The organism is Nocardioides pantholopis (assembly GCF_003710085.1).
Lineage (GTDB): Bacteria > Actinomycetota > Actinomycetes > Propionibacteriales > Nocardioidaceae > Nocardioides > Nocardioides pantholopis.
In genome coordinates this window covers 432,158-452,007 of the sequence record NZ_CP033324.1, presented here as the reverse complement: position 1 = coordinate 452,007, position 19,850 = coordinate 432,158, and the positions used below count along the sequence as shown (strand labels likewise).

Below are 19,850 nucleotides of genomic sequence, written 5' to 3'. Positions count from 1 at the left end.
GCTCAGGCCGAGCGGACCGCGACGATGTCGGCGAACGACTCCAGGGCCGAGCGCACCGGCCCGGGCGGCAGCACGTCGAGCTGGGCCTTGGCCTGCTCGGCGCGGGCCACGACGTAGGCCCGGGCCTGGTCCATGGCCGGGTGCCGGCGCAGCAGCTCCAGGGCCTCCGCGTGCAGCGCGTCGTCGGCGAGGTCGGCGTCCAGCAGCTCCAGGAGCCGGGCGTCGGCGGGGTCGGTGGAGGCCCGCGCCATCAGCACCGGCAGGGTCGGCACGCCCTCGCGCAGGTCGGTGCCGGCCACCTTGCCGGACTCCTCGGACTCCGAGGCGATGTCGAGGATGTCGTCGGAGAGCTGGAAGGCGCCGCCGACGATCTCGCCGTAGGCCGTGAGCGCTTCCTCGACCTCGCGGCTGGCGCCGCCGAAGCGGGCGCCGTAGCGGGCCGAGGTGGCGATCAGGGAGCCGGTCTTGCCGGCCACGACCTCCAGGTAGTGAGCCAGCGGGTCCTCGTCCGGACCGGGCGCGACCGTCTCCATGATCTGGCCCTCGACCAGCCGGGTGAACGTCTCGGCCTGGATCCGCACGGCGTCCGCGCCGAGGGTCGCGGTCAGCTCGGAGGACCGGGCGAAGAGGAAGTCGCCGGTGAGGATCGCTACGTGGTTGTCCCACCGGGCGTTGGCCGAGTCGGCGCCGCGGCGCAGCGCGGCCTCGTCCATGACGTCGTCGTGGTACAGCGAGCCGAGGTGGGTCACCTCGACGACGCAGGCCGCGGTGACGACCTCCTCCGCCGCGGGGTGCTCCCCCGCCTCGGCCGCCAGCAGCACCAGCAGCGGGCGGAACCGCTTGCCGCCGGCGTCGAGGAGGTGGCTGGCCGCCTCGGTGACGTAGGGGAACCGACTCTGGACATGGCCGTAGAGGGCCTTCTCGACGACCGCGAGGCGCTCACGCAGCCGCGCCTCGAGCGCGGGATCGGTGACGGGCAGGGCCAGGCTGGAGCTCACCTGAGGAATTGTCCCGCATCGGCCGCGAGATCGAGCACGGGGCCGGGCACGACGCCCAGCAGGAGCGTGCCGAGCACCGCCACCACGATAGTGGCGGTGGTCAGCGGGGAGGACCTGGTGACGACACCGACCTCCGGCTCGGGATCGGTGAAGAACATCAGCCGGATGTGGCGCACGTAGAAGTAGATCGTCACCACGCTGCACCCGATCGCCACCGCGACCACCGGCCAGGCGCCCGCCGACATCGCGACAGTGAAGACCGCCCACTTGCCGACGAAGCCCGCCGTCAGCGGGATGCCGGCCATCGAGAGCAGGAAGAACGCGAACGCCCCGGCGACCAGCGGCGAGCGTCGGCCCAGGCCGGCCCAGCGCGGGAACGAGGTGGCCTCGCCGCCCGCGTCGCGGACCAGCGTGATCACGGCGAACGCGCCGACGGTCGCGAAGCTGTAGGTGGCCAGGTAGAACAGCACCGACTGCATCGAGGTGATCTCGCCGTCGGCCAGCGCGTCGGCGCCCTGGGCGCCGAGCACGCCGGTGAGCAGGAAGCCGGTGTGGGCGATCGCCGAGTACGCCAGCATCCGCTTCACGTCGGTCTGGGTGACCGCGAGCACCGCGCCGAGGACCATGGTCAGGATCGCGACCAGCCACAGCATCGGCTGCCAGTTCCACTGCTCGGCGCCGAAGCCGACGTAGAACAGCCGCATCAGCGCGCCGAAGGCGGCGATCTTGGTGCAGGCGGCCATGAAGGCCGTCACCGCGGTCGGGGCGCCCTGGTAGACGTCGGGGGTCCAGGAGTGGAACGGCGCGGCGCCGATCTTGAACAGCAGGCCGACCGACAGCATCCCGATGCCGACCAGGAGCAGTGTCTGGTTCCCGGTCTCGTTGCGGACTGCCTCGTTGATCCGCTCCAGCTGCATCGACCCGGCGTAGCCGTAGACGAGCGCGACGCCGTAGAGGAAGAAGCCCGAGGAGAACGCGCCGAGCAGGAAGTACTTCATCGCCGCCTCCTGGCTCAGCAGCCGGCGACGGCGGGCGAGCCCGCACAGCAGGTACAGCGGCAGCGAGAGCACCTCGAGGGCCACGAACATCGTGAGCAGGTCGTTGGCCGCCGGGAAGAGCATCATGCCGCCGACCGCGAACATCAGCAGCGGGTAGACCTCGGTGTGGTCCAGGCCCTTGGTGGAGGCCTGCCGCTCCGCGTCGGTGCCGGGGAGCGCGGCGGCCTGGCCCGCGAACGCCGACACCCCGCCCTCCAGGCGGCGCTCGGCGAAGAGCAGCACGCCGGCGATCGCGAAGACCAGCACCAGACCCCAGAGGAAGACGCTGGGGCCGTCGACGGCGATCGTGCCGCCGGCGGTGACCAGCCCGCGGCCGCCGCCGACCTTGTCCAGGCCGGTCCCGACCAGCACGGTCCCGACCAGCGCCGCGACCAGGCCGGCCAGCGCCAGCCCGACCTGCACCGGGTGCCGCCGCTCGCGGGGCAGCGCGGCCTCGACGACCACGCCGAGGCAGGCGACGACGAGGACCACGATCAGCGGCCACAGCTCGGCGTACTCGATGGTGGGCTTGATGAACTCCATCAGTGTCCGCCTTCCTCGGTCCCGTGGTCCCCGCCGTCGGCGACCGTCGGCGGGTCGTCACTGACCCCCACGTGCTCCAGCAGCGAGTCGATCGCGGGGTTGCTGACGTCGAGCAGCGGCGCCGGGTAGAACCCGAAGAGCACCAGACCGACCATGAGCGGGGCGACCGCGAGCACCTCCCGGAGTCCCAGGTCCCGGCGCGCGCCGGGGGCCATGTCTTCGGGGAGGGCCTCGGGACGGGTGTCGGGCCCGGTCATGATCCGCTGGTAGGTCCACAGCACGTAGATCGCGGCCAGCACGATGCCGGTCACGGCGACCGCGCCCACGAACCAGTGGTAGTCGAAGGCCGCGATGATCACCAGGAACTCGGAGATGAACGGGCTCAGGCCGGGCAGGCTCAGCGTCGCCAGGCCGGCCACCAGGAACAGCCCGGCCAGCAGCGGGGTGGCCTTCTCGATGCCGCCCATCTCGCTGATCAGCGTGGTGCCGCGGCGCCGGATCAGGTAGCCGGCCACCAGGAACAGCGCGGCGGTGCCGAGGCCGTGGTTGACCATGTACAGGATCGAGCCGGAGCCGCCCTGGCTGCTGAACACGAAGATGCCGAGCGTGATGAACCCGAAGTGGCTCAGCGAGGTCAGCCCGATGAGCCGCAGCACGTCGTCCTGGCCGATCGCCAGCAGCGCGCCGTACACGATCGAGATCAGCGCGAGCGTGACCACGAGCGGGGTGGCCCACTGCGAGGCCTCGGGGAACAGCCCCAGGCAGAAGCGCAGCATCCCGAAGGTGCCGATCTTGTCGAGCACGCAGACCAGCAGGATGCTGGTGCCGGGCGTGGCGTTCTCGGTGGTGTCGGCCAGCCAGGTGTGCAGCGGGAACAGCGGGGCCTTGACCGCGAACGCGATGAAGAACCCGGCGAACAGCCAGCGGCCGGCGTCGGTGGAGATGTCGAGCTCGGCGAGGTCGGAGAGCAGGTACGACGGGGTCCCGGCGTCCGCGGAGACGACGTAGAGCCCGATCACCGAGCCCAGCAGCACCAGCCCGCCGGCGAGCTGGAACATCAGGAACTTGAGAGCGGCGGCCGAGCGGCCGGCGCGGCCGAAGCCGCCGATCAGGAAGTACGCCGGGATCAGCGTCGCCTCGAAGACGACGTAGAAGAGGAACACGTCGGTGGCCGCGAAGACCGCGAGCGAGAGCCCCTCGAGGGCCAGCGTCCAGGCCACGAACGAGGACGGGTGCGCGTCGCCGTCGTGCCAGGCGCCGACGAGGACGACCGGGACCAGCACCGCGGTGAGCAGGATCAGGAGCAGCCCGAGGCCGTCGACGCCGAGGGCGTAGTGGACGCCGAACGCCTCGATCCAGCTGTGGTCCTCCTCCAGCTGCATGCCGCCGTCGACGTCGAACTGGAGCGCCACCGCGACCGCCACCGCGAGGGTGACCAGCGAGACCGCCACGCCGACCTGCTTCGCCAGGGCCGGGGAGGTGCGAGGCAGGAACGGCACCACGGCGGCGCCCACGAGCGGGATCGCCACCAGCACCGTGAGCCAGGGGAAGTCGTTCATCGGCGTCCTCGTTCGGAGCGGAGCGAAGCGATCAGGAGCAGGGGGCGATTCGTCACAGGTTCACCGCCAGGAGGGCCAGCACGACGAGCACGGAGCCGCCGAGGACGGAGAGGGCGTAGGAGCGCACGAAACCGTTCTGGGTGCGCCGCAGCAGGCCGCCGAGGCCGCCCACGACGCGGGCGCCGCCGGTGAACAGACCGTCCACCCCGACCCGGTCGCCGACGACCAGGTCGCGGACCAGCGCCCCGCCGGGCCGGACGACCAGGGTGTCGTTGATGGCGTCGCCGTAGAGGTCCGCCCGGGCCGCGCGGGTGGCCAGGGAGACCTCCCGCGGCGCGGTCACCGGGACATCGCGCCGCCCGACCAGGAACCAGGCCGCAGCCACGCCGCAGGCGACCACGACGACCACGAGCGCGGTGACCGCCAGCGCCGGCAGCGGCGCGTCGTGGTGGGCGACCTCGCCGACCACCGGGGCCAGCCAGCTCTCGATCCACCCGCCGAGCAGCAGCACCCCGCCGAGGACCGAGAGCGCGGCCAGTACGACCAGCGGGCCGGTCATCACCGAGGGCGACTCGTGGGGGTGGGCGTCCTCCTTCCAGCGCTTGCTGGTGAAGAACGTGAGCAGCATCAGCCGGGTCATGTAGAACCCGGTGATCCCGGCGCCGAGGAGCGCGAGCAGCCCGACCAGCCAGTTCTCGGCCAGGGCGGTCTCGATGATCTTGTCCTTGGACCAGAAGCCGGAGAAGCCCGGGAAGCCGATGATCGCGAGGTAGCCCATCGCGAAGGTCAGGAACGTGACCGGCATGGCGTGGCGCAGCGCGCCGTAGCGGCGCATGTCGACCTCGTCGTTCATGCCGTGCATCACCGAGCCGGCGCCCAGGAACATGTTCGCCTTGAAGAACCCGTGGGTCAGCAGGTGGAAGATCGCGAACGCGTATCCGGCGGGGCCGAGGCCCGCGGCCAGCATCATGTAGCCGATCTGGCTCATCGTGGAGCCGGCCAGCACCTTCTTGATGTCGTCCTTGGCGCAGCCGATGATCGCGCCCCACAGCAGCGTGACCGTGGCGACGACGACCACCGCGGTCTGGGCGTGCGGGGCGAGGTCGAAGACGAAGTTCGAGCGCACGACCAGGTAGACGCCGGCGGTGACCATGGTCGCCGCGTGGATCAGCGCAGAGACCGGCGTAGGGCCCTCCATGGCGTCGAGCAGCCAGGCCTGCAGCGGCACCTGGGCGGACTTGCCGCAGGCGGCCAGGAGCAGCAGCAGCCCCACGGCGGTGAGGGTGCTCTCGCTGGCTCCCGCGGTGAGCTCGCTGACGCCGGAGAAGCTGGTGGTGCCGAAGGTGACGAAGAGCAGCGCGATCGCCAGCGCCATGCCGATGTCGCCGACCCGGTTGATCACGAATGCCTTCTTGGCCGCCGCGGCGGCGGAGGGCTTGTGCTGCCAGAAGCCGATGAGCAGGTACGACGCCAGGCCGACGCCCTCCCAGCCGAGGAAGAGGACCAGGTAGTTCTCGGCCAGCACCAGGAGCAGCATCGAGGCCACGAACAGGTTGAGGTAGCCGAAGAACCGGCGCCGTCGCGGGTCGTGGTCCATGTAGCCGATGGAGTAGACGTGGATCAGCGCGCCGACGCCGGTGATCAGCAGCAGGAACAGCGCCGAGAGCGGGTCGTAGAGCAGGTCCATGCCGACGTCGAGACGGCCGACCTGGATCCAGTCGTAGAGGTGCTGGACGACCTGCCGGTCGGACTCCTCGCGGCCGGTCAGGTCGACGAAGAGGACCAGGCTGACGACGAACGACGCGGCCACCGTCGCGGTGCCGAGCAGGTGGCCCCACCGGTCGGTCGCGCGGCCGCCGAGCAGCAGCACGGCGGCGCCCAGCAGGGGCAGCGCCACGACGAGCCACAGCAGCGACTGGACGCCGTCGGCGGTCGCGGGAGCCACCACCGGGACGCTCTCGGAGAGTGCATACATCGGGCTGCGGCTCCTAGTTCTTCAGCAGGCTCGCGTCGTCGACCGAGGCCGAGCGACGCGTCCGGAAGATGGTCATGATGATCGCGAGCCCGACGACGACCTCCGCGGCGGCCACGACCATGACGAAGAACGCCGCGACCTGCCCCTCGAGGTTGCCGTGCTGCTTGGCGAAGGCCACCAGCGCGAGGTTGCAGGCGTTGAGCATCAGCTCCACGCACATGAACACCACGATGGCGTTGCGCCGGGTCAGGACGCCCACGCAGCCGATCGCGAACAGGATCGAGGAGAGCAGGATGAAGGGGGTCACGTCGTCCATCAGCGGCCGCCCTCCCCGGTGTCCTGCCCGGTGTCCTGCCCGGTGATCTGCCCGTAGTCCTGCCCGGTGTCGTTCCCGACGTGGTGCCCGGACCCGGCGGAGGTGTCCCCGGGCGACCCGGAGCCACCCGGTACGCCGCCCAGCGAGCGCTGCACCTGCTCGATGTCCTCGGCGAGCGCCGGGGCGGAGCGCACCGTCCCGCGCGCCGCCAGCACCCGGCTCACCGAGGAGCCGGCGGCCGTGCCGTCGGGCAGCAGCGCCGGGGTGCCGACGGCGTTGTGCCGGGCGTAGACGCCCGGGGCCGGCAGCGGGCCGAGCGAGGTGCCCTTCTCGGCGTGGTCGCGCAGCCGCTGGGCGGCCAGGGCCTGCTGGCCGGGCTTCGGCGTGAGCCGCTCGCGGTGGGCCAGCACCATGGCGCCGAGGGCCGCGGTGATCAGCAGCGCGCTGGTGGTCTCGAACGCGAAGACGTAGCGGGAGAACAGGATGTTCGCCAGCGCCTCGATGTTGCCGCCCTCGTTGACCTCCTCGAGCCCCACGACGGTCCCGAAGGTGACCTGGCTCAGCGCCACCACGAGGACCGAGCCGAGGAGCAGCCCGCCGAGGATCGCCAGCACCCGCTGGCCGCGGATGGTCTCCACGACCGAGTCGGAGGCGTCGACGCCGACCAGCATCACCACGAACAGGAACAGCATCAAGATGGCGCCGGTGTAGACGATGATCTGCACCGCGAAGAGGAACGGCGCCTCCAGCACGGCGTAGAGGACCGCGAGGCTGATCATCACCACCGCGAGCAGCAGCGCGGCGTGCACCGCCTTGCGGACGAACAGGATGCCGAGCGCGGCGATCACCATGATCGGGGCGAGGATCCAGAACGCGGTCATGCGCCCGCCCCGCTGCCCGGAGCGGACGGCGCCGTCTGGGCCGTCGGGGCCGGCGCGGCGTACGCGCCGCGGTAGTAGTCGCCCTCGTCGTCCCCGAGCAGCATCGGGTGCGGCGGCTGCTCCATGCCCGGCAGCAGCGGGGCGAGCAGGTCGGACTTCTCGTAGATCAGGTCGGCGCGGTTGTCGTCGGCCAGCTCGTACTCGTTGGTCATCGTCAGCGCCCGGGTCGGGCAGGCCTCGATGCACAGCCCGCACAGGATGCAGCGCAGGTAGTTGATCTGGTAGACGCGGCCGTAGCGCTCCCCGGGGCTGAAGCGTCCCGAGCCGTCGGGCAGGTCGACGTTCGAGGCGCCCTCGACGTAGATCGCGTCGGCCGGGCAGGCCCAGGCGCACAGCTCGCAGCCGATGCACTTCTCCAGCCCGTCGGGCCACCGGTTGAGCTGGTGGCGGCCGTGGAAGCGCGGCGCCGTCGGGAACTTCTCGAAGGGGTACTGCTCGGTCACCACCTTCTTGAACATCGTGCGGAAGGTGACCCCGAACCCGGCGACCGGGTCCCAGAACTGCTCCTTGAGCGTGGCCATGTCAGGACTCCTCCGATGCGCCCGCGCGGACCGTGGGACTGGTGGGGAAGCGCAGCGGCGGGGCCGCTCCGCGGACCGGGCCGCCGGCCGGCATCGGCGGCACCGGGAAGCCGGCGGTGGTGGTGGGGCCCGGGGCTGGCTGGGCTCGGCCGCCGCCGGGGTCTCCTCGTCCTCGTCCTCGCCCACGAAGAACAGGACCAGGAAGAGGACGGCGAGGATGCCGGCGCCGATGAGCAGGTAGCGCCGGTCCAGGCCACCCTCCAGGGAGATCGCCCGGACGGTGGCGACCGCGACGATCCACAGCAGCGCGACCGGGATCAGCCGCTTCCAGCCGAACGCCATGAACTGGTCGTAGCGCAGCCGCGGCAGGGTGCCGCGCAGCCAGATGAACAAGAAGATGAAGAACAGCACCTTGCCGAGGAACCACAGCACCGGCCAGTAGCCCTCGTTGAACCCGGGGTAGAGCTCGTCGATCCAGAACGGCGCGTGCCAGCCGCCGAGGAACAGCGTCGTGGCCAGCGCGGAGACCGTGGCCATGTTGATGTACTCGGCCAGGAAGAACAGCGCGAACGTCATCGAGGAGTACTCGGTGTGGAACCCGCCGACCAGCTCGCCCTCGGCCTCGGGCAGGTCGAACGGGGCGCGGTTGGTCTCGCCGACCATCGCGATCACGTAGATCACGAACGAGGGCAGCAGGATCAGCCCGAACCACAGGTCGTCCTGGGCGTTGACGATCTGGGAGGTCGACATCGACCCGGCGTAGAGGAAGACCGCGACCAGCGCCAGGCCCATCGCGACCTCGTAGGAGATCATCTGGGCGCTGGAGCGCAGCCCGCCGAGCAGGGAGTACGTCGAGCCGCTGGACCAGCCGCCGAGCACGATGCCGTAGATGCCGATCGAGGCGATCGCCATCACGAACAGCACCGCCACCGGGATGTCGGTCAGCTGGAGCGGAGTCCTGATGTCGGTGAACGGCACGTCCACGACCGGCCCGAACGGGATCACCGCGAACGTGATGAACGAGGGGATGACCGCGATCAGCGGCGCCAGGAGGTAGACCGTCCGGTCGGCGGCCTTGGGGATGATCCCCTCCTTGAAGATCAGCTTCAGGGCGTCGGCCAGCGACTGCAGCAGCCCGAAGGGGCCGTTGACGTTGGGGCCGGGGCGGTGCTGCATGCGGCCCACGACCCGGCGCTCGAACCAGATGTTGAACAGCGTCAGCAGCAGCAGGAGGACCAGGATCAGCACGGCCTTGACCAGGACCAGCCACCACGGGTCGTGCCCGAAGTCGTCCAGGCTCACGTCGGTCGTCAGGGGCAGCGGCACCGGGCTCATGACATCCCTCCCGTCAGGTGCACCCGGGACCCGGGCGAGGCGAGCCCGGCGAGGACGCCGCGCCCGAAGGAGTTGCCCGGCACCCAGACCACGTCGGGCGGCAGCTCACGGTTGATCACGGCCGGCAGGGTCACCGATCCCCGGTCGCCGGTGATCGTGACCATCTGGCCGTACCGCTCGAAGACGCCGGTCGGGACCCGGACCACCGGGACCCGCGCGGTGGCGTGCAGGTTGTCGTCGCCGTCCTGCATCGAGCCGTTGTCGATCATCAGCTTCCAGCTGGCGAGTCGGTAGGCCTCCCCCTCCGGGGCGGCCGGCGCCGCCGGCGCGGGGACGTCGTACGCCGTGGCCCGCTCGCCGTCCCAGGGGCCCATCTCGATCATCCGGGCGCGGACCTCCGCGACGGTGCGGAACCCCAGGGGCCGGCCGAGCTCCTCGGCGATGCCGGCGAGCACCCGGGAGTCGGCGAGCGCGGACGGGTTCACGAACACCGGCTCGAAGGGGCGGGTCCGGCCCTCCCAGGTCACGAAGGTGCCGGGCTTCTCGGCGACCGAGGCCACCGGGAAGACCACGTCGGCGGCCCGGGTCACCTCGGTCTCGCGCAGCTCCAGGGCGACCACGAAGGACGCGGCCGCGACCGCGGCGCGGGTGGCGGCGGGATCGGCGGTGTCGTCGGGGTCCACCCCGCCGATCACCAGGCCGCCGAGCTCGCCCGCGACCAGGGCCGCGACGATCGCGTCGGCGTCCCGACCGGGGGCCTCGGGGAGGTGCTCGACCCCCCAGGCGGTCGCGGCGTCGACGCGGGCGGCGGGGTCGGCGACCGGACGGCCGCCGGGCAGCAGGTTCGGCAGGCAGCCGGCCTCGACCGAGCCGCGGTCCCCCGCGCGGCGCGGGACCCAGGCCAGCCTGGCCCCGGTGCGCCGGGCCAGCCGGGCCGCTGCGCTGAGCGCGCCCGGGGAGGTCGCGAGCCGCTCGCCCACGAGGACCACCGAGGTGGCGTCGATGCCGTGCTCCCCGTGCTCGACGAGGGAGTCGAGGACCGCTGCCTCCTCGCCGGGACCAGCGATCAGGGCCTTGCCGCCGGCCTTGCGCAGCCCGCGACTGCGGTACGGCGCGACCGAGAGCACACGGGTGCCGTGCCGGGAGGCCTTGCGCAGCCGCAGGAACAGGGTGCCGGCCTCCTCCTCGGGCTCCAGCCCGGCCAGCACGACCGTGCCGGCCGCCTCCAGGTCGGCGTACGTGACCCCGCCGGCGCCGGGCGCGCCGAGGACGACCTCGGCCGCCAGGAAGCCGGCCTCCTCGGCGGAGAGCGGGCGGGCCCGGAAGTCGACGTCGTTGGTGCCGAGGGCGACCCGGGCGAAGGCGCTGTAGGCGAACGCGTCCTCCGCGGTGACGCGCCCGCCGGGAAGCACGCCGACGGCTCCCGCCGCGCGCAGCCCGCGCGCCGCAACCGCGAACGCCTCGGTCCAGGACGCCGGGCGCAGGTCGCCGTCCCCGCCGTCCTCGACCCGGTCGCGGACCATCGGGTAGCCGAGCCGGTCGGGCTGCCGGGCGTAGTGGAACGCGAAGCGGTCCTTGTCGGTGATCCACTCCTCGTTGACCTCGGGGTCGTTGCCGGCCAGCCGGCGCATCACCTTGCCGCGCCGGTGGTCCACGCGGATCGCGGCGCCGCAGGCGTCGTGCTCGGCCACGGCCGGGGTGGAGACCAGGTCGAAGGGCCGGGAGCGGAAGCGGTACTCCGCGGAGGTGAGCGCGCCGACCGGGCAGATCTGGATCGTGTTGCCCGAGAAGTAGCTCTGCAGCGGCTCCTTCTCGTAGATGCCGACCTGCTGGAGCGCACCCCGCTCGAGCAGCGCGATGAACGGGTCACCGGCGATGTCCTCGGAGAACCGGGTGCACCGGGCGCACAGCACGCAGCGCTCGCGGTCGAGCAGCACCTGGGCGGAGAGGTTGATCGGCTTGGGGTAGGTGCGCTTCACGCCGGTGAACCGCGACTCGCCCCGCCCGTTGCTCATCGCCTGGTTCTGCAGCGGGCACTCGCCGCCCTTGTCGCAGACCGGGCAGTCGAGCGGGTGGTTGATCAGCAGGAACTCCATGATCCCCTGCTGCGCCTTGTCGGCGACGGCGCTGGTGGCCTGGGTGCTGACGACCATGCCCTCGGCGACCGGGATCGTGCAGGACGCCTGGGGCTTGGGGAACCCCCGGCCGTTGCCGGCGTCGGGGATGTCGACCAGGCACTGGCGACAGGCGCCGACCGGGTCCAGGAGCGGGTGGTCGCAGAAGCGCGGGATCTGGACCCCGACCTGCTCGGCGGCGCGGATCACCAGGGTTCCGGCCGGGACGCTGACCTGGATGCCGTCGATGGTGAGCGTGACCAGGTCCGTCTCGGTCGAGACCTTGTCCGGTGTGGTGGTCACGAGACCCCCTCGGTCGCGAAGGCGGTGGCGGCCACCGGGTCGAACGGGCAGCCGCCGTGGGTCAGGTGGGCGAGGTACTCCTCGCGGAAGTGCTGGATCGAGCTGGTGATCGGGCTGGTCGCGCCGTCGCCGAGCGCGCAGAAGGCGCGGCCGAGGATGTTGTCGCACTGGTCCAGCAGCAGCTCGAGGTCGGCCTCGGTGCCCTGGCCCCGCTCCAGCGCGGCCAGGGTCTGCACCAGCCACCAGGTGCCCTCGCGGCAGGGCGTGCACTTGCCGCAGGACTCGTGCTTGTAGAACTCGGTCCAGCGCAGCACGGCCCGGAGCACGCACACCGAGTCGTCGAAGATCTGCAGCGCGCGGGTCCCGAGCATCGACCCGGCGGCCGCGACCCCCTCGAAGTCCAGCGGGACGTCGAGGTGCTCGGCGGTGAACAGCGGTGTGCTCGACCCGCCGGGGGTCCAGAACTTCAGCTCGTGACCGGCCCGGACGCCGCCGGCGAGGTCGAGCAGCTCGCGCAGCGTGATGCCCAGCGGCGCCTCGTACTGGCCGGGGCGGGTCACGTGCCCGGAGAGCGAGAAGATGCCGAAGCCCTTGGACTTCTCGGTGCCCATCGAGGCGAACCAGTCAGCGCCGTTGCCGACGATGCTCGGGACCGAGGCGATCGACTCGACGTTGTTGATCACGGTCGGGCTGGCGTACAGGCCCGCGACGGCCGGGAACGGCGGGCGCAGCCGGGGCTGGCCGCGTCGGCCCTCGAGCCCCTCGAGCAGGGCCGTCTCCTCGCCGCAGATGTAGGCGCCGGCGCCGGCGTGCACGACCACGTCGAGGTCGAAGCCGGACCCGTGGATGTTCGTGCCGAGGTGGCCGGCGGCGTACGCCTCGGCGACCGCGGCCTGGACCCGGCGGATGACGTGCAGCACCTCGCCGCGGATGTAGATGAACGCGGTGTTGGCGCGGATGGCGTAGGAGCTGATGATCACGCCCTCGACGAGCGTGTGCGGGCTGGCCATCATCAGCGGGATGTCCTTGCAGGTGCCCGGCTCGGACTCGTCGGCGTTGACCACGAGGTACTTCGGGCGCGGGTTGTCCTGCGGGATGAACGACCACTTCATGCCGGTCGGGAAGCCGGCGCCGCCGCGGCCGCGCAGGCCGGCGTCCTTGACCGCCTCCACGACCGCGCTGGGCTCCATGGCCAGCGCCCGGTCCAGGGCCCGGTAGCCGCCGGACTCGGTGTACGCCGCGAGCGTCCAGGCCCGCTCGGTGTCCCAGGTGTCGGTGAGGACCGGGGTCAGGACTCCCCCGTCGCGCCCACGCTCGTCGAGCTCAGTCATCGTGGGTCTCCTGCTCGATCGTCTCGGACTCCGCCCGGGAGGTGTCGGCGGTGGAGGCGGCCGAGAGCTTGCTGGTGTCGGTCCCGGAGTCGGCGGCGCTCGCGGCCCGGGTGCTGGAGTCGGGCGCCGTCCAGCCGTGCTCGCGGGCCAGGGTCAGACCGGCCAGCGACGCCGGCCCGGCGGCCGGCCCCTCGTCGACCCGGCCGTCGGGGAAGCCGGCGAGCACCCGCTCGGCCTCCCGCCAGGTGCAGATCCGCGGGCCGCGGGTGGAGCGCACCTCGGCCCCGGCGCGCAGGTCGTCGACCAGCTGGACCGCCGAGGACGGGGTCTGGTTGTCCATGAACTCCCAGTTCACCATCACCACCGGCGCGTAGTCGCAGGCCGCGTTGCACTCGACGTGCTCCAGGGAGATCGTCGCGCTGTCGCCGTCGCGCAGCAGCGTCGTCTCGTCGTTGCCGACGTCGAGGTGCTCCTGGAGCCGCTCGAAGATCGCGTCGCCGCCCATCACCGCGCACAGCGTGTTCGTGCAGACGCCGACCAGGTAGTCGCCGACCGGCTTGCGCTTGTACATCGTGTAGAACGTGGCGACGCCGCTGACGTCGGCGGCGGAGATGCCGAGGATGTCGGCGCAGGCCTCGATGCCCTCGGGGGTGATCCGGCCCTGCACCGACTGCACCAGGTGCAGCATCGGCAGCAGCCCCGAGCGGGGCTGCGGGTAGCGGGCCGCGATCTGCTCCAGCTCGGCGTACGCCGTGTCGTCGAGCGCGGGGGTCGTGCTCATCGGTCGACTCCTCCCATGACCGGGTCGAGGGAGGCGATCGCGACCACCACGTCGGCGACCATGCCGCCCTCGCTCATCACGCTGGTCCCCTGCAGGTTGTTGAACGACGGGTCGCGGAAGTGCGCCCGGAACGGGCGGGTGCCGCCGTCGGAGACCAGGTGCGCGCCGAGCTCGCCGCGCGGCGACTCGATCGGCACGTAGGCCTGCCCGGCCGGCACCCGGAAGCCCTCGGTGACCAGCTTGAAGTGGTGGATCAGGGCCTCCATCGACTCGCCCATGATGTGGCGGATGTGGTCGAGGCTGTTGCCCTGGCCGTCGCTGCCGATCGAGAGCTGGCTGGGCCAGGCGATCTTCCGGTCGGCGATCATCACCGGCGCGCCCTCGAGCCCGGCCAGCCGGTCGGCGGCCTGCTCGACGATGCGCAGGGACTCCCACATCTCGGCCAGGCGGATCCGGAACCGGCCGTAGGCGTCGCTGGTGTCCCAGGTCTGGACGTCGAAGTCGTACTCCTCGTAGCCGCAGTAGGGCTGGGTCTTGCGCAGGTCCCACGGGTAGCCGGTGCTGCGCAGCACCGGGCCGGTGATGCCGAGCGCGAGGCAGCCCTCGAGGTCGAGGTGGCCGACGCCCTCGAGGCGGCCCTTGAAGATCGGGTTCGCGTTGCAGAACGCGGCGTACTCGGGCAGCCGCTTGCGCATCAGGGCGATGAAGGCCCGGATCTCGTCCAGCGCCCCGACCGGGAGGTCCTGGGCGACGCCGCCGGGGCGGATGAACCCGTGGTTCATCCGCAGGCCGGTGATCAGCTCGAACAGGTCCAGGACCAGCTCGCGCTCGCGGAAGCCGATCGTCATCACGGTCAGCGCGCCGAGCTCCATGCCGCCGGTCGCGATCGCGACCAGGTGCGAGGAGATCCGGTTGAGCTCCATCAGGAGCACCCGCATGACCTGGGCCTTCTCGGGGACCTCGTCCTCGATGTCGAGCAGCCGCTCCACGCCCAGCACGTAGGTCGTCTCGTTGAACAGCGGGGCGAGGTAGTCCATCCGCGTGCAGAACGTGACGCCCTGGGTCCAGGTGCGGTACTCCATGTTCTTCTCGATGCCGGTGTGCAGGTAGCCGATGCCGCACCGGGCCTCGGTGACCGTCTCGCCGTCCAGCTCGAGGATCAGCCGCAGCACGCCGTGGGTCGAGGGGTGCTGGGGCCCCATGTTGACGACGACCCGCTCCTCGGCCTCCTCGGCGAGGCCGTCGGCGATCTGGTCCCAGTCCTGGCCGGAGACGGTGAAGACCCGCCCCTCGGCGGTGTCGGCACCGGCGGCGTAGGTGTCCTGGTCGGATCCGGTGGTCGAGCTCGTGGTGACCATCAGCTGTAGCTCCTCCGCTGGTCGGGAGGCGGCACGGAGCCGCCCTTGTACTCCACCGGGATGCCGCCCAGGGGGTACTCCTTGCGCTGCGGGTGGCCCGGCCAGTCGTCGGGCATCAGGATCCGGGTCAGGGCGGGGTGGCCGTCGAAGATCAGCCCGAACATGTCCCAGGTCTCGCGCTCGTGCCAGTCCAGCGCCGGGTAGACCGACACCGTCGACGGGACGTGCGGGTCGGCGTCCGGTGCGGTGGTCTCCACCCGGAGCCGGCGGTTGTGGGTCATCGAGCACAGGTGGTAGACCGCGTGCAGCTCGCGGCCGTGGTCCTCGGGGTAGTGCACCCCGCTCACGCCGGTGCACAGCTCGAAGCGGAGTGCCGGCTGGTCGCGCAGCTGGCGCATCACCGCGAGCAGGTCGTTGCGGCGCACGTGCAGGGTCAGCTCGCCGCGGTGGATGACCACGCCCTCCAGCGCGTGCTCGACCCCCTCGGAGGCCAGCGCGGCCTCGAGCGCGTCGGCCACCTCGTCGTACCAGCCGCCGTAGGGGCGCCGGGCGTTGCCGGGGTAGGCGATCGCGGTGCGCAGGCCGCCGTACCCACTGGTGTCGCCGGAGCCGCTCGCGCCGAACATGCCGTGCCGCTCGCCGACCTGCCGGACCTCGTGGCCGGTCGGGGCCGGGACGTTGACCGGGGACTGGTCGACCGCAGCCTGCTCGGGCCCGGTGGTGCGCTCGGGCTTGCTCTCGGGGTCGCTCACCGCAGCAGGCCCTTCATCTCGGTGAGCGGCAGGGCCCGCAGCGCGGCGGTCTCGGTCTCCTCGATCTCGGCGAGCCGGTGCGGGCCGAGCTTGGTGGCCTGGACCTTGTCGTGGAGCTTGAGGATCGCGTCGATCAGCATCTGCGGGCGCGGCGGGCAGCCCGGCAGGTACATGTCGACCGGAACGACGTGGTCGACGCCCTGCACGATCGCGTAGTTGTTGAACATGCCGCCCGAGCTGGCGCACACGCCCATGGCCAGCACCCACTTCGGCTCGGGCATCTGGTCGTAGATCTGGCGCAGGACCGGCGCCATCTTCTGGCTCACCCGCCCGGCGACGATCATCAGGTCGGCCTGGCGGGGGCTGGCCCGGAAGACCTCCATGCCGAAGCGGCCGGTGTCGTGCTTCGGGCCGCCGGAGGTCATCATCTCGATCGCGCAGCACGCGAGACCGAAGGTGGCCGGCCAGAACGAGGCCTTGCGCATGTAGCCGGCCAGGCCCTCGACAGTGGTCAGCAGAACTCCGCTGGGGAGCTTCTCCTCGATACCCATCTCAGCTCTCTTCTCTTCCCACGCCGTCGCGCCCGGTCAGTCCCACTCGAGCCCGCCGCGGCGCCAGACGTAGGCGTAGGCGATGAAGACGGTGGCGATGAACAGCACCATCTCGACCAGACCGAAGATCCCGAGCGCGTCGAAGTGGACGGCCCACGGATAGAGGAAGACGATCTCGATGTCGAAGACGATGAACAGCATCGCGGTGATGTAGTACTTCACGGGGAACCGGCCGCCGCCGACCGGCTGGGGAGTCGGCTCGATGCCGCACTCGTAGGAGTCGAGCTTCGCCCGGTTGTAGCGGCGCGGCCCGACGAGGAAGGCCATGGCCAGCCCGCCCAAGGCGAAGACGGTGGCGATCACCGTCAGCACGACCACCGGGACGTACAGCTCCACGGGCACTCCTCCGCGCAATCGTGAACTTGTGAATAGAATCACTAAGTGGTGTGGGGCACAGTGTGCCACTGATCCCCACGTTGCGCACAGCGGGTCGGCGATCACCGCCCGGAGGGGTGGATCCGGTCCACGGGCGGGCGCGCGGGCGGGCCCGCGGGCCCGTGGGGCAGCGGTGAGCAGGCCACCGTTCGGCCGAGGATTTCGGTGGCAGGCTCACCGCCCACGATCGCGCTCGGTGGCAGGCTCACCGCTCGCCCGGGATCCGGGCAGCAGCGGGGATGAGTACGGCGGGGTCGGCGCCCTCAGGCGGTGGCGCGGTGCAGCGCGACGATCCCGCCGGACAGGTCGCGCCACTCCGGGCGCTGCCAGCCCGCGGCGGCGACCAGGTCGGCGAGGCCGCGCTGGTCGGGCCAGGCCCGGATCGACTCGGCCAGGTAGACGTAGGCGTCGGGGCTGGAGGAGACCGCCCGGGCGATCGGGGGGAGCGCCTTCATCAGGTACTCGAGGTAGACGAGCCGGAACGGCGACCAGGTGGGGTGGCTGAACTCGCAGACCAGGAGCCGGCCCCCGGGCTTGGTCACACGTCGCATCTCGGCGAGACCGGCGAGCGGGTCGACGATGTTGCGCAGGCCGAAGGAGATCGTGACCGCGTCGAAGGTGTCGTCGGCGAACGGCAGCTGGGTGCCGTCGCCGGCGGTGAACGGCAGGTGCGGCCTCGCCTGCTTGCCGACCCGGAGCATGCCGAGGGAGAAGTCGCAGGGGACCACCGTGGCGCCGCGGTCGGCGAAGGGCTGGCTGGAGGTGCCGGTGCCGGCCGCCAGGTCGAGCACCAGCTCGCCGGGGCGGGGGTCGACCGCCGCGATCACCGCGGTGCGCCAGCGCCGGTCCTGGCCCAGCGAGAGCACGTCGTTGGTGAGGTCGTAGCGCTTCGCCACGGCGTCGAACATGCGCCGTACGTCGGAGGGCTGCTTGTCGAGTTCTGCGCGGGCCACGCGCCGAACACTAGGCCGTCGCCGAGCGGCGGCGGACATCCGGCCGCCGGCCCGGGCCTCAGGCCGCGAGGTTCTCGAGCACCTCGATGGCCTCCTCGGGGTCGAGGCCGACACCCTCGAGCAGCCAGGTGGTCCCGTCCGCCCCGAGCTGGCACTGCAGACCGGAGGGCTGCTCGTCGGGGATCTCCTCGCCCTCCGCGACCGGCTGGGACCAGTAGACCGCGCACACGCCCTCGCCGACCTTGACCAGCTCGCGGGTGCTGCGCTCCAGGCCCAGCAGCGCGGCGTCGACCGGCGGGCCGGCCGGCGTGTAGGCGCCGGCCTCCACGGCGACGGCCGTCACCGTGAGCTGGACCTGCTGCTGCTCGTCGGAGTAGGAGCGCACAGCGGCCTTGGCGCCGAAGATCGTCTCCAGCTCCTCGGCGGACTTCGCGTAGAGCTCGCCCTGGGTCTCGGCGGTCTCGACCTCGGCGCCGGATTTGCCGGCGGTGAGGTCCATCGCCGTCAGCTCGACGGGCACCTCGATGGTGTCGGGCAGCTTCGGCGCGTCGGAGTCCGTGGACCCCTCCGCCTCCGGCAGGAGCACAGTCAGGACCACGAGCAGTCCGAGGCTGACCAGTCCGAGGGCGATACCGGTGATGCGCTGGGCGGCAGGAGTACGACTCACAGGCTCGACGGTACCGAGCCCCGGTGGCCCGACCGTCGCCCGGCCACCCCTGACCGGTCCCGGAAGGCCTGCGGGCGCGGCGTAGGCTCGCAGGCGTGACGACGAGTTCGACCCCGGCAGGCCCGCCGACCGGCGGTGCGCCGGACGGTCCGCTGGTCGCCCGGACCGTGGCACTGGACCCGGCCGACGTTGACGACCTGCTCGCGCTGCTGCCGGCCGACCGGCCCGTGACCTGGCTGCGCCGCGGGGAGGGCCTCGTGGGCTGGGGCGTCGCCGCGGAGATCCGGACCAGCGGCCCCACCCGGTTCGCCGACGCGGCCAAGTGGTGGAGCGAGACGACGGCCCGCGCGGACGTCGAGGACGAGGTCCAGGAGCCGGGCACCGGCCTAGTCTCGTTCGGCTCGTTCGCGTTCGGTGCCGAGCCGGGCCACTCCGTCCTGGTCGTGCCGCGGGTCGTGGTCGGCCGCCGGGGCGACCGGACCTGGCTGACCACCGTCGGCGCCGACGCCCCCGCGCCCCGCCCCGAGCTGACCGCCCAGGAGCCGCCGGAGGCGCCGGTCGGCATCGCGTTCGCCGACGGCGCCCTCGACGGCGAGCGGTGGATGAGCGTGGTCGCGGACGCCGTGGCCCGGATCTCCCGTGGCGACCTGGAGAAGGTCGTCCTGGCCCGCGACCTGATCGCGACCGCCACCGAGCCGGTCGACGTGCGCTGGCCGCTGCGGCGGCTCACGCAGCTCTATCCGATGTGCTGGACCTTCCACGTCGACGGCATGTTCGGCGCCACCCCGGAGATGCTGGTGCGCCGCGAGCGCGGGCTGGTGACCTCCCGCGTGCTGGCCGGCACGATCCGGCGTACCGGCGACGACGAGCGCGACCTCGCCCTGGCCGCCACCCTGGCCCGCTCCTCGAAGGACCTCGAGGAGCACGAGTACGCCGTGCGCTCGGTCGCGGACGCGCTGGACCCGCACTGCTCCTCGATGAACGTGCCCGAGGCGCCGTTCGTGCTGCACCTGCCCAACGTCATGCACCTGGCCACCGACGTGGCCGGCGTCGTCCACGACGCGGCGACGGTCTCCTCGCTCCAGCTCGCCGAGGCGCTGCACCCCTCCGCTGCGGTCGGCGGCACCCCCACCCCGGTCGCCACTGCCCTGATCGCGCAGATCGAGGGCATGGACCGGGGCCGGTACGCCGGCCCGGTGGGCTGGATGGACGCCGCCGGTGACGGCGAGTGGGGTATCGCGCTGCGCTCGGCCTCGGTGGAGGGCGCCGCCGTGCGGCTCTTCGCCGGCTGCGGCATCGTCGGCGACTCCGACCCGGAGGCCGAGCTCGCCGAGGCGCAGGCGAAGTTCGTCCCGGTCCGGGACTCGCTCGCCCCCTGAC

General features: G+C 72.0%; 17 protein-coding genes and 1 pseudogene. 1 reads left to right on the top strand and 17 read right to left on the bottom strand.

What is annotated here, in order from left to right; all coding sequences use genetic code 11:
* Positions 1-2: 2 nt before the first annotated feature.
* From EBO35_RS02075 to EBO35_RS02000, 17 genes and pseudogenes are all read right to left on the bottom strand, one after another.
* Positions 3-998, bottom strand: a complete 996-nt coding sequence (locus tag EBO35_RS02075; protein WP_396954378.1) for a polyprenyl synthetase family protein — start codon at positions 996-998, stop codon at positions 3-5.
* Positions 995-2,578: an NADH-quinone oxidoreductase subunit NuoN gene (gene nuoN, locus EBO35_RS02070; protein WP_122816257.1), complete on the bottom strand. Its 1,584-nt coding sequence runs from the start codon at positions 2,576-2,578 to the stop codon at positions 995-997. The genes EBO35_RS02075 and nuoN overlap by 4 nt, the downstream gene beginning before the upstream one ends.
* Complete coding sequence (locus tag EBO35_RS02065; protein WP_122816256.1) at positions 2,578-4,137, bottom strand: NADH-quinone oxidoreductase subunit M; 1,560 nt, start codon at positions 4,135-4,137, stop codon at positions 2,578-2,580. The genes nuoN and EBO35_RS02065 overlap by 1 nt, the downstream gene beginning before the upstream one ends.
* 52 nt (positions 4,138-4,189) lie before the next feature.
* Positions 4,190-6,112, bottom strand: a complete 1,923-nt coding sequence (gene nuoL, locus EBO35_RS02060) for an NADH-quinone oxidoreductase subunit L (protein WP_122816255.1) — start codon at positions 6,110-6,112, stop codon at positions 4,190-4,192.
* 13 nt (positions 6,113-6,125) lie between these two features.
* Positions 6,126-6,428 (bottom strand): NADH-quinone oxidoreductase subunit NuoK, encoded by a 303-nt coding sequence (nuoK, locus tag EBO35_RS02055; protein ID WP_122816254.1) that lies wholly within the window; start codon positions 6,426-6,428, stop codon positions 6,126-6,128.
* Positions 6,428-7,309 carry an NADH-quinone oxidoreductase subunit J gene (locus EBO35_RS02050; protein ID WP_122816253.1) on the bottom strand — a complete coding sequence of 294 codons (882 nt, stop codon included), beginning with the start codon at positions 7,307-7,309 and terminating at the stop codon, positions 6,428-6,430. Before EBO35_RS02050 ends, nuoK begins: the two co-directional genes overlap by 1 nt.
* Complete coding sequence (gene nuoI / locus EBO35_RS19685; protein WP_127479147.1) at positions 7,306-7,890, bottom strand: NADH-quinone oxidoreductase subunit NuoI; 585 nt, start codon at positions 7,888-7,890, stop codon at positions 7,306-7,308. Before nuoI ends, EBO35_RS02050 begins: the two co-directional genes overlap by 4 nt.
* 153 nt (positions 7,891-8,043) lie before the next feature.
* Positions 8,044-9,225: pseudogene (gene nuoH, locus EBO35_RS19680) on the bottom strand (NADH-quinone oxidoreductase subunit NuoH); the annotation flags it as partial.
* Positions 9,222-11,642: an NADH-quinone oxidoreductase subunit G gene (locus EBO35_RS02040; RefSeq protein ID WP_122816251.1), complete on the bottom strand. Its 2,421-nt coding sequence runs from the start codon at positions 11,640-11,642 to the stop codon at positions 9,222-9,224. The gene EBO35_RS02040 and the pseudogene nuoH, both read right to left, overlap by 4 nt.
* Positions 11,639-12,973 carry an NADH-quinone oxidoreductase subunit NuoF gene (gene nuoF, locus EBO35_RS02035; RefSeq protein WP_122816250.1) on the bottom strand — a complete coding sequence of 445 codons (1,335 nt, stop codon included), beginning with the start codon at positions 12,971-12,973 and terminating at the stop codon, positions 11,639-11,641. The genes EBO35_RS02040 and nuoF overlap by 4 nt, the downstream gene beginning before the upstream one ends.
* On the bottom strand, positions 12,966-13,754 hold the full coding sequence (nuoE, locus tag EBO35_RS02030) for an NADH-quinone oxidoreductase subunit NuoE (protein WP_122816249.1): 789 nt from the start codon (positions 13,752-13,754) through the stop codon (positions 12,966-12,968). The genes nuoF and nuoE overlap by 8 nt, the downstream gene beginning before the upstream one ends.
* The gene (locus EBO35_RS02025) at positions 13,751-15,112 is read right to left on the bottom strand and encodes an NADH-quinone oxidoreductase subunit D (RefSeq protein ID WP_122816248.1); all 1,362 of its coding nucleotides are present in this window, start codon (positions 15,110-15,112) and stop codon (positions 13,751-13,753) included. The genes nuoE and EBO35_RS02025 overlap by 4 nt, the downstream gene beginning before the upstream one ends.
* On the bottom strand, positions 15,112-15,864 hold the full coding sequence (locus EBO35_RS02020; protein ID WP_122816247.1) for an NADH-quinone oxidoreductase subunit C: 753 nt from the start codon (positions 15,862-15,864) through the stop codon (positions 15,112-15,114). Before EBO35_RS02020 ends, EBO35_RS02025 begins: the two co-directional genes overlap by 1 nt.
* A complete protein-coding gene (locus EBO35_RS02015) occupies positions 15,861-16,415 on the bottom strand; it encodes a NuoB/complex I 20 kDa subunit family protein (protein WP_122816246.1) in 555 nt (184 codons plus the stop codon). The genes EBO35_RS02020 and EBO35_RS02015 overlap by 4 nt, the downstream gene beginning before the upstream one ends.
* A 36-nt stretch (positions 16,416-16,451) precedes the next feature.
* Positions 16,452-16,811 (bottom strand): NADH-quinone oxidoreductase subunit A, encoded by a 360-nt coding sequence (locus EBO35_RS02010; RefSeq protein WP_122816245.1) that lies wholly within the window; start codon positions 16,809-16,811, stop codon positions 16,452-16,454.
* 302 nt (positions 16,812-17,113) lie between these two features.
* Positions 17,114-17,842: a demethylmenaquinone methyltransferase gene (locus tag EBO35_RS02005; protein ID WP_206422640.1), complete on the bottom strand. Its 729-nt coding sequence runs from the start codon at positions 17,840-17,842 to the stop codon at positions 17,114-17,116.
* A 19-nt stretch (positions 17,843-17,861) separates the two neighbouring features.
* Entirely contained in the window at positions 17,862-18,470 is a 609-nt protein-coding gene (locus EBO35_RS02000) for a hypothetical protein (RefSeq protein WP_122816243.1), read from the bottom strand.
* 95 nt (positions 18,471-18,565) lie between these two features.
* Between EBO35_RS02000 and EBO35_RS01995 the strand changes: the two genes are divergently transcribed.
* Positions 18,566-19,849: an isochorismate synthase gene (locus EBO35_RS01995; protein ID WP_122816242.1), complete on the top strand. Its 1,284-nt coding sequence runs from the start codon at positions 18,566-18,568 to the stop codon at positions 19,847-19,849.
* The last annotated feature ends 1 nt before the right edge of the window (position 19,850 follow it).